This window comes from Aromatoleum aromaticum EbN1, assembly GCF_000025965.1.
Taxonomy (GTDB): Bacteria; Pseudomonadota; Gammaproteobacteria; order Burkholderiales; family Rhodocyclaceae; genus Aromatoleum; species Aromatoleum aromaticum.
In genome coordinates, this window is record NC_006513.1 from 138,738 (window position 1) to 154,970 (window position 16,233).

The 16,233-nt window shown below is 62.3% G+C and carries 8 protein-coding genes, 1 tRNA gene and 1 pseudogene; 8 read left to right on the forward strand and 2 right to left on the reverse strand.

The annotated features are described in order from the left end of the window. Nucleotides 1-11: 11 nt before the first annotated feature. Nucleotides 12-794: a type I 3-dehydroquinate dehydratase gene (gene aroD, locus EBN1_RS00690; protein WP_011235987.1), complete on the reverse strand. Its 783-nt coding sequence runs from the start codon at nt 792-794 to the stop codon at nt 12-14. 231 nt (nt 795-1,025) lie between these two features. Between aroD and EBN1_RS00695 the strand changes: the two genes are divergently transcribed. The 8 genes and pseudogenes from EBN1_RS00695 (at nt 1,026) to EBN1_RS00730 (ending at nt 14,748) form a co-directional block, all read left to right on the forward strand. After that, nucleotides 1,026-1,102, forward strand: a tRNA-Met gene (locus EBN1_RS00695). A 343-nt stretch (nt 1,103-1,445) separates the two neighbouring features. After that, nucleotides 1,446-1,889, forward strand: a pseudogene (locus tag EBN1_RS23035) (type II toxin-antitoxin system YoeB family toxin); the annotation flags it as partial. A gap of 954 nt (nt 1,890-2,843) precedes the next feature. Further along, nucleotides 2,844-4,643, forward strand: a complete 1,800-nt coding sequence (locus EBN1_RS00705) for a putative bifunctional diguanylate cyclase/phosphodiesterase (RefSeq protein WP_011235989.1) — start codon at nt 2,844-2,846, stop codon at nt 4,641-4,643. Nucleotides 4,644-4,975: 332 nt separating this feature from the next. Further along, the gene (locus tag EBN1_RS00710) at nt 4,976-5,362 is read left to right on the forward strand and encodes a helix-turn-helix domain-containing protein (protein WP_083782916.1); all 387 of its coding nucleotides are present in this window, start codon (nt 4,976-4,978) and stop codon (nt 5,360-5,362) included. Further along, the gene (locus EBN1_RS00715; RefSeq protein WP_157866549.1) at nt 5,284-5,925 is read left to right on the forward strand and encodes an IS630 family transposase; all 642 of its coding nucleotides are present in this window, start codon (nt 5,284-5,286) and stop codon (nt 5,923-5,925) included. The genes EBN1_RS00710 and EBN1_RS00715 overlap by 79 nt, the downstream gene beginning before the upstream one ends. 405 nt (nt 5,926-6,330) lie before the next feature. Further along, on the forward strand, nt 6,331-7,203 hold the full coding sequence (locus tag EBN1_RS00720; RefSeq protein WP_011235993.1) for a BrxR family helix-turn-helix transcriptional regulator: 873 nt from the start codon (nt 6,331-6,333) through the stop codon (nt 7,201-7,203). An 8-nt stretch (nt 7,204-7,211) separates the two neighbouring features. After that, nucleotides 7,212-10,154, forward strand: a complete 2,943-nt coding sequence (locus EBN1_RS00725) for a DEAD/DEAH box helicase (protein WP_011235994.1) — start codon at nt 7,212-7,214, stop codon at nt 10,152-10,154. 58 nt (nt 10,155-10,212) lie between these two features. Next, nucleotides 10,213-14,748: a DNA methyltransferase family protein gene (locus EBN1_RS00730; protein WP_011235995.1), complete on the forward strand. Its 4,536-nt coding sequence runs from the start codon at nt 10,213-10,215 to the stop codon at nt 14,746-14,748. Here the strand turns inward: EBN1_RS00730 and EBN1_RS00735 are convergent. Further along, complete coding sequence (locus EBN1_RS00735; RefSeq protein ID WP_083782911.1) at nt 14,699-16,042, reverse strand: IS4-like element ISAzo5 family transposase; 1,344 nt, start codon at nt 16,040-16,042, stop codon at nt 14,699-14,701. The genes EBN1_RS00730 and EBN1_RS00735 overlap by 50 nt on opposite strands. Nucleotides 16,043-16,233 lie beyond the last annotated feature (191 nt).

Below are 16,233 nucleotides of genomic sequence, written 5' to 3' on the forward strand. Positions count from 1 at the left end.
CGCGGCCAGGCTTATTCGCCCTTGAGCGAGCGCTGCAGGACTTCGAGCACCGTCCTCAGGTCTTCGATCGGCACCTGGCCGGGCGCGGACGCCTGCTGGCCGACGGCGAAGCTCACCGACGAGCCGAACACCCAGCCGAACAGGCGGCTCAGCGAGCCATAGGCGCCCATCGACATGCTGATGACCGGAAGCCGAATCTTCTTCTGCGCTTCCAGGGTCGCCTGCAGCAGCGTCAGCACATCCTCGAGCCCCTGCGGCATCACCGCGACCTTGGCGATGTCGGCGCCCGCCTCCTCCATCGCGACGAGCTTCGCGACGATCTCGTCGACGGGCGGTGTCTTCCCGAAGTCGTGGAACGACGCGATGAGCTTCGTGTCGGTCTCGCGGGCAAGCGCGACGGCCTGCTCGAAATGCTCCGGCTGGCTGCTCAACTCGTAGTCGAGGAAGTCGACCGCACCCGAACGGGCAACGGCCCGGTACATCGACAGCACCTCGTCCTCGGAGAGGCCAATCGGCTCGCCGCCTTCGCGCGTCGAGCGGCGCGTGAAGATGACCGGAATGCCGGCGGAACTCCTGCGGATCTCCTTCGCGAGCTCGACGACACGTTCGACGTCGGAAATGCCGGAATAGAAGTCCACTCGCCACTCGAGGAGATCGGGCCGCTTCGCGACGATCACCTCCAGCTCGCGCAGCACCGCTGCTTCGTCCCTGCCGACGAGCGGCGCGCAGATCAACGGCTCCTTGCCGCCGGCGACCAGTTGGCCTTTCACTTCGAGCGACCGCGTCATTGCCATGAGGTTGATTCCTTGAAATCTCGAACAGGTCCGGGTTCCGGTACACCGCCGAATCCCTGACGGAGGAATGCCGGGATTCCCGAAAACACAGTTCCGGTACTACAAACCCGACCCGCCGACAGCATAGCCTCGCCCGTCCGTTCCTTGTGGCCGGGGCGCAGCCTGTCTCGGAATTTTCCCCAAAATTCATTGACGGCACCCGTGATATCGACTATAGTTCTGTTTCTCCGACGCGGGGTGGAGCAGTCTGGCAGCTCGTCGGGCTCATAACCCGAAGGTCGCAGGTTCAAATCCTGCCCCCGCAACCAACGTTATTTGACGTCGCTTCGATTCCCGGGATTGAGGTGACGGCAATGAAGATGAACCCGCCGCGAGGCGGGTTTTTCTTTTCCGGATGCCCTCTGCACTTGCGGAGGCCTGGCTCCGGACGAACGCCGATGTCCTCCTCGTAGGATGGCCCGCCTATTAGCGAAGGCCGACGACCGTTGTGAGCCAGGGGACATCAGTTCCCAGTCTTACCGCTAACTCACTCCTGACGCAGCAGGATGTTCTCGTATAACCCCGAGATGATTCCGGCCGCAACGTTCGAAGTTACGCCAAAACCTACCCCGGCAGGAAACTGCCGGGGACGTTGATTTCAACGCAGCCCCTCGCATCAACCCGCTGATTCGCGACATCCAGCACGCCCCGTTCGCGGGCATCGGCAAACGGGAGCCATGTCGACGCAACTTATCCGGATACTGGTCCCGCCGCGTCAACGACGAGCAACGCCTCGTTTGCCCGGTGGAGATGCCTACCTTCTCATCGCCGCGGGCGGTACCGCTGATGAACTCTCGCATGGCTGCCGATCAGGCTGCGCGACGAAGGGTCCGCGGGAACCCGTCCTGGCGAGCCTTGTTGGACGACATCATAATATCCTCGTCGGCCGGATGGGGCGCACCGCCTTATCCCTCCCGAATCGTGAAGGTAATCGGCAGATGGTCGCTGAAGCCCTCCACGTCGACACCGCCACCGGCCGACGGACGCGAGAATCGTCGCGGGTGCCCGTTCTTGAGGCGGCTCGAACAGTTCCGGTTCCTCGTTTCGCTTGCCTGAATTGCGCTGGCAGTTGGGCACGACTAAGCTTTGAAGGAGCGCTTGCCACGGGCTCGCGCGGCATCCGGTCAGCCCCTGCAACCGGAACGGCCTTCGGGCCTGGGGCCCGGTGTTCCCACACCTCTCGACGCAGACATCGTCTCGGGACTTCTCCTCGGCAGATAGCGCGGCCGGGATCGCGGCTTGTCTCCACTCGAACGAGCGGTTACGCCGGCGTCCTTCTCACGCCGCCCCGTCATCGATACCTTGCCCTTTGCCTCCTGGACAGTCTGGCCGGGGGAACTGACTACAGCGCGAGGGACAAGCCCCTTCCGAACGGCGCACCTCGCTCGTGCGTCGCTTCATGCTCCCCGAGTCGCACCGCGCCGACAGGCAGCCAATCAAGACGGCTGCAAGGCGATCGATCATCCATGAGCGGGCCGGAGCCATTCGCCCCGGCCGCAGCGTTCTCCGGCAACAGAAAACCCCACTGGGCGCTGCTAGCCGAGATGCCGCGAAGCGCTTGCAGAGGAGGTTGCTCGGGCGTACATTTTGAGCCGTCGCAACGACACTTTGCTCTTTCCATCGGCTCAGGGCTGCCCCAATCGCCCTGCTGCCCGTCCTTCTCGCAGCCGTCTTGCTTTCGTTGAGTCGCGCACTGCGCCGCTCAACCTCATCGCTCTCGGCACTCGCCATTTGTTGCGCGTTGCGAACCGTTGCATCGTCATCGGCTGTTGCTGGGCCGAGTTCGCCGTGAGCAACCCTGAACACGTTGCTCCTCCCGTCGGCGCCTCATCGTTTCGACGCATGAATGCGGACCGCTTGCCGCCCGCAGTGTACGTCCTCCTTGCAGTCGGCGCTCTCGGTCGCCCTCGGGCTGCGTCGCGGCTTCGACATTCGGCGCCAAAAGGCCCAAAGGGCCAAGCCAGCAGGTCATCAGCAAACGAGCAGAGAAAGACACGATGGAGAGATGCCATGCATACGAGAGCCAAGCTTCCCCGTGAGGACACCAACGATCCGGGCGGCCTGACAGGTGCGCTGCTCGACGGCAACCAGAGTAACGATGCGGATGAACCGAAGGATCTGACGAGTGCGCACGTGCTCATCGTCCACGACGACCACAGAAAACGCGCAGCGCTGCGCGATGCCCTGGAACTGAACGGCTTTGTCGTCGACGAGGCCGACAGCGGTCCATCGGTGATCGGGCGCATCGCGCGCATACGCCCCCACCTCCTGCTACTCGACGCGGTGCCCCCCTGCATCGACGGCTTCACTACCTGCAGGCGGCTCAGGGAACTGCCGCAGTGCGGGGAACTGCCGGTAATCATGATTACGTCACTCGACGACCGGCAGATCGAGCGCGCCTTCGCCGTTGGTGCGAGCGACTACGTCATTGAACCCCTGCACCCCCACGTCGTCGTGCATCGTGTGCGCCGCACCCTCGAAACGAGCCGCGCCGAGCGCCATGTCCGCCACCTCGCCTGCACCGATACGCTCACCGGTCTGCCGAACCGGACCCGCTTCGAAACGATGTTGCAGGCCCGGCTCGCACCCACCCGGAACCCTTTACCGGCGCTTGCAGTGCTGTTGCTCGAACTCGACCGCTTCAAGTTTGTCAACGACACCCTCGGTCACGAACTGGGCGACCGCTTGCTGCGAGCAGCCAGTCGTCGACTCGTGCGTGCGGTCGGTACCGGCGCCTGCGTCGCGCGCCTCGGCGGCGACAAGTTTGCCGTCATGCTCCAAAATGTCTCCGCTCCCACCGTCGCATCGGTCGCTCGAACGATCACGACCGAGCTCGCAAAGCCCTATGTGCTCGACGGCCACGAGATCTTCGTCAGGGCCAGCATCGGAATCGCTGTCCATCCAAGCGACGGCGAGGACGCCGGCGCCCTGCTCCGCCATGCGGAGGCCGCAATGTACCGCGCGAAGCGCTCAAGCCAGCGACGCGCGTTCTATGAAGCTGCAATGGAGGGGAGCGCCCGCGCGCACCTGCGGCTCGAAAGCGATCTGCACCACGCCCTCGAGCACAGCGAGCTCGTGCTCCATTACCAGCCCGAGATGGAGGCGGCGTCTGGCCGCATGGTCGCGGTCGAGGCGCTGGTGCGCTGGCAGCACCCGTCGCACGGCCTGATCGGCCCGGACACGTTCATCCCGCTCGCCGAGGAAGTTGGTCTCATCGGGCCGATCGGCGCGTGGGTACTCGACAGCGCGTGCGCACAGCTGAAGGCGTGGCGCGACGCCGGCCACTCTTTGCGGGTCGCCGTCAATTTTTCCGCTGACCAGTTGCAGGATAGGGACATCACCGACAGGGTCGCCGCCGCGCTCGAGCGCTTCGGCCTGCAGGCCGACGACCTCGTCGTCGAGATCACCGAAAGCGTGTGGCTGGATCCTGAAAGCGCTGCGATCGACAATCTGCACCATCTCAAGCGCCTGGGTGTTCGCCTCGCGATCGACGACTTCGGCACCGGCTACGCTTCGCTCAGCTACCTGAAGCACCTGCCCGTCGACATCCTCAAGATCGACCGCAGCTTCGTCACCGACCTCGCCGAAGTCGGTGTGGACGCCGCGATCGTTCGCGGGATCGTCTCGCTCGCGCACAAACTGGATCTCGAAGTCATCGTCGAAGGCGTCGAGACGCAGACGCAGTGCGCGCTCGTGCGTGATATGGGCTGCGACGTCGTGCAGGGTTACCTGCTCGGCAGAACCTTGTCTCCGACAGCGTTTTCGGATGCGTATTTCAGCGAAGCGTCATGCGAAGGATCGACTACCTGACGGCGACAGCCACCACACCAATCGGGCAAGACGGATCTACATAAGACCGAACTGCGGGAGATTGCCTTGCTCTTGCTCAGAACATCGGCAGTATGGGCGCTACTGACGTTCATCTCACAGAACGCAGCGACGAGCCGATGATCTCACCAAGCCGGGAGCACTCTATCGAAACCGATTCGAAATCAGCCGCCGACCTCGGCCCGCATCCCGCTGGCGGTGGTGCCCCGAACAACCGCTGACAGCACGGTATGTGTCATGCGGGATCGCAGCGATTAAAGCGGTTTTGCTTTGCGTAGAAGGAACCAAAGTGCTGCCGGCGTGGTCGTCTGGCCATGGCACCTTACTCAGTTGATTTGCGCCAGAAAGTGGTCGATGCATACGAGCGCGGGGTGGGTTCACAGCGCCAAGTAGCCGAGCTTTTTGGCGTCAGTATCTCGTTTGTCGAGAAGCTTTTCATGCGGCTGCGAAGCACCGGCACCGTGGCGCCAAAGCCGCACGCTGGCGGAAAGCGATCGCGTCTGGATGAAGTCGCGCGCCAGCGCCTGGCGCAGTGGCTGCACGCGCAGCCCGATCTGACGCTGGACGAGTTGGCGCAGCGCCTGAAGAGCGAATTGGACATTCATATCGGTTTGCCCCGACTGTGTCGGGTGCTCAAGCAGATGCAACTGTCGCGAAAAAAAAGACGCTCCATGCGACGGAACGTGACGCCGACTCGGTAATTGAAGCGCGCGCGGCCTACCGGGAGGAAATGGCCCAACATCCGCCGTCACGATTGCGCTTCATCGATGAGTCGGGCGTGAACATTGCGATGACTCGTCATTACGGTCGTGCCCTGCGGGGAGAGCGGGTGCCCGATGCGGTGCCGAAGAACCACGGTCGCAATGTCACCCTGCTTGGCGCTGTGTCCTGTCGAGGCATCGACGCTGTCATGACTGTTGAGGGCCCGACCGACGCTGCAGTGTTTCGAGCTTATGTCGATCAAGTGCTGGTACCGGCACTCGCGCCCGGTGATATTGTCGTCATGGACAACCTGAGCGCTCACAAGGTCAAAGGCATTCGCGAAACGATCGAGGGCGCCCAGGCCGACCTGCTTTATCTGCCGCCCTATTCCCCGGATTGGTCCCCCATCGAACCGTGCTGGTCGAAACTCAAGACTGCCTTGCGGGCCGCCAAGGCGCGGACGCGCGAAGCCCTGGATGAGGCCCTCAAACGGGTTCTCGACACGGTGAGCGCCGCCGATGCCCGCGGCTGGTTCGCACACTGCGGCTATGCCTTACAGTGATCGGCATCCGCTTTAACACCCGCTTGTCCTCGACATTCCCTTCGTTTGAGAGAACGTGGGCGACCGCCACGGGATGATTGCTGTACGGGGACATCGCGGCATCCTTTGGCGCTGTTCCGATGCTTGACTGACGCGAATGCTATGGCCTGTATGAACCGGGTCACGCGCTTTGACCCTGTATGCCTTTAGACTCGACGGGCGAGTCGCCCCGCGTCAATCCGTTAAAGTGGACCGCATTCGCCCCGCATGCTCACTCAAGCTGCCTGCTTCAAGACATCCGCGTATCCCACACCCTTGACTTGCTCCCGATTACCGGCAAAGATTCTATAGGTAAAGTTTCTTTTCCCTTCCATTCGTGCTGGCTGTCACGGTTGTTCCGCACACCTCTGTAGGTCGGCTTGCTAAATGGGCAAGAGCATCAACCGTTATGCGATCGAAGGCCGACTCAGCTTCATTGAGTTCCGGCTTTATTGGGAAGGGCACGTCAATCGCTCGGACATCGTTGAAAAGTTCGATGTGTCGGTCGTTCAGGCATCGAACGATTTGAACCGATACCTCGAGCTGGCCCCAGGCAACATGGCATATGACGGCTCGGGTCGCACTTACCGCCCGACGCAAAGCTTTATCCCGATCTACTTTAAGCCGGATGGCGCGCGGTACCTCGCCCAGATCCGTTCCGTTGGCGAAGGCATCACGCAGACCGACGACACCTTTCTCGGCTGGATGCCCGACATCGCCCTGGCCGTCGCCCCTGCACGCAGCATAGAGCCCGATCGATTACGAACTATTGTCGGCCTCTTACAGCAATGTCAATCGGCGGAGATCCTCTACCAGTCACTCTCCCGCCCCGAACCAATGTGGCGCCGCTTTGCGCCGCATTCGTTGGCATGGGATGGCTTTCGCTGGCATGTCCGCGGGTTCTGCTTCATCGACGGTGTGTTCAAAGACTTCGTCATTGCGCGGGTTCTCGACATTCGAAACCATCTGCCGGTCGATGACCAACCCGCGCTCGCCTCCGCCGACGCCGACTGGCAGCAATTATTCTCACTAAAAATTGCGCCTCACCCAGGCCTTACCGCCGCACAGCGCAAAGGTATCGAGCTCGACTACGGCATGGTCAACGGCGTGGCCGAACTGCGCACTCGCAAGGCCCTGCTCTACTACACGCTCAAACGTCTTGGGCTCGATACCAACGCCAGTGCCCGCTCGCCTGCCGACCAGCAAATCGTGCTGGCTGAGCCCCCTGCGCCGCTTACCGCCACGCTCAATCAGGAATAGAACCAAGAATGCTGCCCTACGCCCCCGGTGCCCGCGTCGTCATCCGCGATGAAGAATGGCTGGTCCGTCGTGTCGACCCCTCAAGTGATGGTGGCCATCTACTCAACTGTGACGGCGTCTCCGAACTCGTACGCGGCCGCTCTGCCCTGTTCCTCACTGCACTCGAAGATGACATCAAGGTACTCGACCCGGCCCGGACCGAACTCGTCGCCGACACCAGCTCGCATTTCAACAGCACCTTTCTCTACCTTGAAGCGCAACTGCGCCGCAGTACGCCCAACGACGACAAGATCCACCTCGGTCACCGCGCCGTAATGAATCTGGTGCCCTACCAGCTCGACCCAGCTTTGCAGGCGCTCAAACAACCGCGCCAGCGCATCCTGATCGCCGATGCGGTGGGACTGGGCAAAACGCTCGAAGCCGGTATTCTCACCACCGAGCTGATCCAGCGTGGACGCGGCGACCGCATCCTTGTCGTCACGCTAAAGAGCATGCTCACCCAGTTTCAGAAGGAGTTCTGGAGCCGCTTCTCGATCCCGCTTGTGCGGCTCGACTCGGTCGGTCTGCAACGGGTACGCAACACCATTCCAAGCAACCACAACCCCTTCAACTATTACGACCGCAGCATCATCTCCATCGATACCCTCAAGGGCAATCTCGAGTACCGGAACTACCTCGAGAACGCCTGGTGGGACATCATCATCATCGACGAATGCCACAACGTCGCCGCCCGCGCGTCGGAAGACGGCATGTCGCGCCGCGCCCGTCTTGCCCGCATGCTCGCAGGACGTTCGGACACCATGATCCTGCTCTCGGCCACGCCGCACGACGGCTCTGCGCGCAGCTTCGCCTCGCTGATGAGCCTGCTCGACCCGACCGCGATCTCCGACCCCGACGACTACACCCCGGAAGATTTTCGCAACAAGGGGCTGGTGATGCGCCGCTTCAAGAAGGACATCCGCGACCAAGTCAGCGCCGATTTCCAGGACCGCGTCACTGTGCGCCTGCAGCAGGACGCCAGCCAAGACGAAGAGTTTGCCTATATGGCACTGCTCGCGATTCCCTTTACCCAACGCGGACAAGCCAAAGCCGGCCGGCAGCAAGAACTGCAACGCGTGGGCATGCAAAAAGCGATCTTCTCCAGCCCCGCCGCGGCCCTTGACTCGACTCTGCGCCGCATCGAGCTGCTAAAAAACAAGGACAACATCACTGGCGACGAGGAAGTCGAGGTCGCTGCCCTGCAAGACTTCGCCAACGCACTGCGCCGCATTGACGCCGCAAGCTTCAGCAAATTTCAGCGCCTCGTGCGCCATCTCAACAGTGCAGACTTCGCCTGGCAGCCAAGCGCCCCCAACGATCGTCTGGTGATTTTCTCCGAGCGCATCGAAACCCTGTGCTGGCTCGCCGAGCACCTTCCGACTGCCACCAAGCTCAAACCGAACCAGATCGAGATCCTCCACGGTGGCATGACTGACACCGAGCAGCAAAGCATCGTCGAGCGCTTTGGCCGCAAGGAGGACCCGATCCGGCTGCTGCTGTGCTCGGACGTCGCCTCCGAAGGTCTGAACCTGCATTACTTCTGCCACCGCCTGGTGCACTTCGACCTGCCCTGGTCGCTGATGGTCTTTCAGCAGCGCAACGGCCGGGTGGACCGCTACGGTCAGACCCACCAGCCGCAAATCATCTATTTGTTTACCGAAACGCGCATCCAGCGGGTGAAGGGCGACTTGCGCATCCTCGAGATCCTGCAAGAGAAAGACGAACAGGCCAACCGCAACCTCGGCGACCCCGCATCCTTTCTTCATATCTACGACCCTGAGAAGGAAGCCGAAAAGGTCGCGGAAATAATGGCCGAAGGCACCACGCCCGAAGTGTTCGAAGCGACGCTCGATGCCGAACAACCCACCACCAGCGAGGACGAAGGCGACTGGCTGCTCGACCTCTTCGCCAACCCCGAAGGGCCTGATTCCGTCGTCGCAGCACCCGAACCCAGCACCGCTCACATCCGCGCCGGCCTCACGCTGTTCGGTACAGATGCCAAGGGCACCAGCAAGCCCCCGCTCAGCAGCGACTACCTGTTCGCCAAAACCGCGCTGCATCAGCTTTCGCAGCCCACGCCGCTCGCGCAATTCAGCACCGATGACACCGGTCAGACCGTCACCCTCACCGCCCCGCTCGATCTGCAGGAACGGCTTCGCCTTACGCTCCCCACCGAGGTGCGCGACGCGAACCACCGCTACACCCTGTGTGCCCACACGGCTCGCATGGCGCAAGCCATCGAAGAAGCCCGCCAGGCAAACGCCGAGGAAGAAAGCTGGCCCGCCCTGCACTACCTGTGGCCACAACACCCGATCATGGACTGGCTTGCCGACCGCGTGCTCACCGCCTTCGGCCGTCATTGCGCCCCGGTCATCCAGTGCCCGCAACTCGCCGACGGCGAGCACGCTTTTATCCTGATGGGCCTCATTCCAAACCGTAAAGGCCAGCCCCTGCTGGTGGAATGGCAGGTCGCCATCGGGCATGCAGGTAACGCAGGCGGCTGGACCTTGCAGCCCTTCCCCGACTTTGTCGCCCGCTCCGCCCTCAAGGCCGGCACCCTGCCTAATCGGGGCCAAAGCATCGAAACCACACCGCTGCAAGCTGTCTTACCTGGCGCGGTCGACACGATGAAGCGGCATCTGATCACCCAGCAGAAGAGCTTCTCCGCCGACATGCAGCAACGCCTCGCCGGCACCCTCGCCGACCTCGAACGACTGCAAGGACGGCAATTCGAGCAGCTCGAATTGCGCCTCGCCGCCAACCAACAGGCCGAGCAGTTCAAGAAATCACGCCGCGAACAGCGTACCCAGCAAATCCGCAAGGTGTTCGACGAATACCGCCAGTGGGTGGAAGACACGATGACCACCGAGCCGCAGCCCTTTATCCAGGTGCTGGCCGCCGTCACCCGTTGAGCCACGTCAGTCCGCCGATCCGCTGCACGCGCCACAGAACTGAAGCAGGAGCCTCACCATGCCCGTCGCCGAAGCCGTACAAAGCTTTGCCGGTATCGCCAACGAAAACGAATTCTACGGCCACCACTATCTGGCCGAAGTGTTCAAGGGCGACATCCGCGCCCTGATCGAGACCTGGCAGGCGGCCGAAGACGCTGCCGAAGAGAAGTCTGCCGACTCCCGCGCCCCGCACAGGCGGCTTGGCGGTCTGGGTAGCAAGTGGTTCGCCGCACTCGCCGGCCATCAACGCCTGCGCGACGATGCCGAGCGCCTCAAGGCTCACGCCCAGCTCCACGCCCCGCTGTTCGAGGCCCTCGGCTACACGCTCAAGGCACAGACGCTTGAGCTGCAAGCGGGCATGCCGATTCCGGTGTGGGCCAGTTATGGTGAGGCCCACAAGGCACCCCAGCTCGTCATCGTCCCCGCCTACCAGCCCGGTCGCGAGGACGACGACCCGCTCGAGCACGCCCTGTCCTCCGCCCACTACACTGCCAACCACGATGTTGCCGAAGTGCCGAAGTCGCTCAAGGGCCTGACCTGGCTCGAGATCGTGTCCGAGGCGCTGCTCGGCACCGACGCCCCGCCGCGCTACGTCATCCTGATTGGCTACAAGGAATGGCTGCTGCTCGACCGCTACAAGTGGCCCAACAACCGCCTGCTGCGTTTCGACTGGAGCGAGATCCTCGACCGGAAGGACAACCTCACCCTGCAGGCCACCGCCGCCCTGCTCCACCGCGACAGCCTCGCCCCACAGACCGGCGCAAGCCTACTCGACGGCCTCGACGAAAACGCTCACAAGCATGCCTACGGCGTTTCCGAGGATCTCAAGTACGCGCTGCGCGAAGCCATTGAACTGCTCGGCAACGAGGCCGTGCGGCAACTGCGCCAGAAGGCGCAGGACGCAAAACAGGGTTTCTATTCCGGCAAGGATGCAGTCGACGCCGGCGAGCTCAGTCTCGAAGCCTTGCGCATGGTCTACCGCCTGCTCTTCATGTTCTACATCGAAGCGCGCCCCGAGCTCGGCTACGTGCCCATTCAGAAGAGCGAGATTTACGCCAAGGGCTACAGCCTCGAATCCCTGCGCGACCTCGAACTCACCGCCCTTAACACCCCCGCCGCGCGCGACGGCCGCTACTTCGACGCCACCCTGCGCCGCCTGTTCAGCCTCATCGCCCAGGGTTGCGGCATCACCAGCCAACCTCACCTCATCGCCGGCAGCGTCAAAGAAGCCTTTGCGCTGGCCCCGCTCGACAGCAAGCTCTTCGACCCCGACGCCACCCCGCTGCTCAACCAGGTGGTGTTCCCCAACCATGTGTGGCAACGAGTCATTCGCCTGATGTCGCTCTCGGGCGGCAAGGGCAAAAAGAAGGGCCGCGTCAGCTACCAGCTGCTGTCCATCAACCAGTTGGGTGCGGTGTACGAAGCGCTCTTGTCCTACCGCGGCTTTTTCGCCCAAGAAGACTTATACGAAGTGCAGCCGAAGCCAAAGAAAGCGGCGAGCAGCACAAGCGAAGACGAAGATGACGACGACGGCAGCGACGGCGACGAGCCCGCCGCTGGCACCGGCGGTGGCAGCACCGACATGCTCGATTCCGCCTGGTTCGTACCCGCCAGCCGCATCCATGAATACGAACCCGCAGAACGGGTGCACGACGTGGACGAGCACGGCCACAAGGTGCTGCGCAAATATCCGCGCGACACCTTCATCTACCGCCTTGCTGGCCGCGACCGCCAGAAGAGCGCCAGCTACTACACCCCGCAGGTACTCACCCGTTGCCTGGTCAAGTACGCGCTCAAGGAACTGCTCGCCGACAAGACCGCCGACGACATCCTCAAGCTCAAAGTGGTCGAGCCCGCGATGGGCAGCGCGGCGTTCCTGAACGAGGCCGTCAGCCAGCTCGCCGAAGCCTACCTGGAACGCAAACAGCTCGAACTCGGCCGCCGCATCCCGCACGACACTTATGCCACCGAACTGCAAAAGGTGCGCATGTACCTGGCCGACCGCAACGTGTTCGGCGTCGACTTGAACCCGGTCGCCACCGAGCTCGCCGAAGTCAGCCTGTGGCTCAACGCCATTTATGGCGAAGAAGGCAGCGACGGCCAGCCGCCGCGTGCCGCGCGTGTACCGTGGTTCGGCTACCAGCTTTTCTGCGGCAACAGCCTCATCGGCGCCCGCCGCGAGGTTTATCGCGCAACCAGCTTGCGCCCCCGTGCCAAGCCCGCCTGGTTTGACGAGCCCCCCCGTCGCCTCGACCCACAAAGCCTCGCCTCGCGGCCAGCTTCCGCTGGCGACGCTGCCAGCCCGGATGCGCTGCGACTAGCTAAAGCCTCCCCTGCCGATGCGGTACTCGCCGCAGAACCTGGCCACCGAGCGCCAGACGAGATCTACCACTTCCTGTTGCCTGATCCGAGCATGGCCGACTATGGCGACAAGGTGGCCAAGGCACTCTACCCGGAAGATTTCGCACGCCTCAAGGACTGGCGCAAGGCGTTCTGCAAGCCGCTGGAAGACCACGAACTGTGCCGCCTGCAGCAGTTGTCGGCAGCCATCGACCGCCTGTGGGGCGAGCACACCCGGCAATTGGCGGAAGACCGCGCCCGCACCGAGGACCCACTGCCGGTATGGCCGGCCAGCGTCGAAGCGGGTGAAAGCCCCCCCTCGTGCAGCTCCCGCGCGCACAAGGAAGCCATCCGCAAACAGGGCCTGCTCAACGAAGACGGCCAGCTCGCCACCCCTTACCGGCGCCTCAAGCTGGTCATGGATTACTGGTGCGCATTGTGGTTCTGGCCTATCACCCAGTCCGCCACCCTGCCTAGCCGTGAGCAATGGTGGATGGAAGTCGGTGCCATTCTTGAAGGCAACATCATCGACTTGACGCCGCAGGGCGGGCTGGATTTCTCGGCCCCGGCCGAGCCGCAGGTCCTGCTGCCGGAAGTGGCGCCAGACCTGTTCGGCGCGGTGCAGCCGGAACTGTCCGTTCCGGCCCAAGGCCCCAACCTGCACGACAAGTACGGCCAATTACGCATCAGCAAGTTGCGCGAACACTTCCCACGCATCCGCCACGTGGAAGCCATCGTCAGGGAGCGCCGCTTCATGCATTGGGAACTGGCCTTTGCCGACGTCTTTGCCCGGCAAGGGGGTTTCGATTTGGTGCTGGGTAACCCACCCTGGCTGAAGGTGGAATGGCAGGAAGCCGGCGTGCTGGGCGAGGCCAACCCGATGTTTGCGATTCGCAAGCTGTCGGCCAGCGAATTGGCCAAATTGCGCGCGGAAGCCTTCGATGCGCTACCCGGCCTGCAGGCGGCATGGACCACCGAGTTGGAAGAGGCCGAGGCAACGCAGGCTTTCCTGAATGCGGTGCAGAACTATCCGCTACTCAAGGGCGTACAAACCAACCTGTACAAGTGCTTTCTGCCGGTGGGCTGGAAACTTGCGGGCGAACGCGGCGTTTCGGCCTACTTGCATCCCGAAGGAACTTACGACGATCCAAAAGGCGGTGGGCTGCGGGAGGCTGTTTACACACGACTGCGCGAGCATTTTCAGTTTTCAAATGAGGCTCACCTCTTTGCAGAAGTACACAATCGCACTCGATTTGGCATAAATATATATGGAGCAACTACTCATTCGCCGAGATTTGATCACATCGCAAATTTGTTCATTCCGACGACTGTCGATGCAATCTATGCACACGACGGCTCAGGAACAATTGGCGGATTTAAGAACGAGAAGGATGAATGGAATGTTTCTGGTCATAAGGACCGTGTCGTCACCGTCGACAACGAAGCGCTGAAAGTATTTGCAGACTTATACGACGAACCCGGCACACCCTCATTCCGCGCTCGGCTTCCGGCACTTCACGCTCGGCAGTTCGAAAGTGTTCTAGCTAAGATTGCCTCTTACCCCCGTCGTTTGATCGATCTAGGAGCGGAATGCACTTCGACTGAAATGTGGCACGAAACCATGCAGCAAAAGGATGGCACCATCGTCCGTCGCCCACCTGACTCTGATGGCTTCGCGTCCACTCCATCCGATTGGATAGTATCCGGGCCACATTTTTATCTAGCAAATCCGATCAACAAGACCCCACGTAAAATTTGCACAGCGAACAAACATTACGACATCATCGATCTCGAAAAAATACCAGACGACTATCTGCCTCGGACAAACTACGTTCCCATGGCCAACCGTGATGAGTATCTGCGCCGAACACCTCCGATTATCAGTTTATCGTCTGATGGCTCGGCACCGCGGCCGATTACCGATTTCTTCCGCCTGACGTTTCGAAACATGTTTCAGCCTAGCAATGAACGGGCGTTACTTTGTGCGATAACACCAACAGGACACGCGCATGTTCACTCGGTAATATCTTCCGCATTTCTTGATCACGGAGCGCTTGCTGCCGCTGCAGTTGTCTGCCAGTCGATTATCGGGGACTTCTTCATCAAGACGTCTGGCCGTACTGGACTATATTCCACCTGGCTCAAGCCATGTCGTTATACACAACTCAGGCCGCCTCATCGCGTAGCGCCTGTATGGTGGCGGCGGCATCCATGACGCGCTGCAAGCCCAGCCAGATGGTCTTCACACCCGGCTCGCCGTCGCCCTTGCGCGCCAGGAAGCCGCCGAGGGTGGCGATCAGGCGCAGCACTTCGTTGATGGTGGGCGGGGTGGCGGGCGGTTTCTTCTTCGTGAGCAGATACGCGCCGCGGATCTCGTCGGGGTCGAAGAAGAGCGTGGCATCCAGCTCGGGGCAGGTTCGGCCGGTGCGCATCAGATGCGCGATGCGCCAGGCGACGACCATGAACAACGCCAGCGCGCGCTCCAGGCGCTCGATGGCGGACAGTTGCAGCGCTTCGATCCGACAGCCGTTCTTGAGCACGTGAAAGAAAGTCTCGATCTCCCAGCGCGCCCGATACCAGTCGATCAGCTCGACCACGTCGGCAGCCGTCGCAGCTTCCCGGTTGGTGAGCAGGCGCCACTCCACGGGCTTGGTGCCGGCCGGCGCGCCGATCTCGCGCGCCACGATGCAGGTGGCCGATACCGTGCCCGCCTTGCCCGCAGGCAGGCTGACCCGTCGGGCCCACAGTTGCTGGCGCACCTCGCGCGCCTTCTGGCCGTGGCGCGAGCCCATCGTGAACACGATCTCGCCCAGCGGCTCGCCTGCGCAGGTGTGCGACCACAGCTTCGCGCCCTCTGGCAAGCAACGGTTGTGCTTGGCCCGCACCAGCCAGTCGGCCGGCGTGCCCAGCGTCTGGGCGCGCAGCATCATTTCCATCAGATCCGCTTCGCGGTCGGCTACATACACCAGGCGGGTGGTCGCCATCCCCGTGGCCAACTCCGCGACCCGCTCGTAGCCTTCGGGCCAGCGCGCGCTCTCCTTGATGCTGGTGCGCTCGCCTGGTTCATCGACATCCTCGCGCGCCCACATCCACGCATCGAGCACGCCCAGCGGTTCGCGCTCGGGCGTCACCGCATAGGTCGGGTGCAGGTACATGCCGCGGCGCGCCTCGTAGTTCAGCCGCCCCAGACCCGCGATGCCCTGCCCGTTGAAGTCCAGCTCGGTCGTGTCCTGCAGGCACAACACCACCGGATGGGCACGCATGCGGCTGCGGGTGCGCTCCCAATGCGGCGCCAGGATCGCCTGCCAGTCGACCTCGTCGTTGCCCAGGAAGCGGTACGCGCCAACCGTCTCGCCCCAGCCCCGGCACGCCATCGGAATGCCCGCCGTCGGCTTCGCCGACAACCGCTCCATCAGCACCTTCGCCCGCTTGTTCAGTCTCTCGTCGCCCAGCGCCATCCCCGCAAACTCCTCCACCACCCAGCTCTTCGTCGCCAACAGGTCACCCAAATTGCAAAAGTAGACGCGTTTTTATATGGGTTTACAAGCACTTCGTGTAAGTCATTGAAGGTCAACGATTATTCAGATCGGCGTGCCGGCGGTGCGGAGTTGTGTATAACGAGATGGGCTCAAGCTACCATGGCTTAACTGTACGCCGGACTTCATCTCCCGATGTCTCGCCCTTAACTGCCTGACCATAC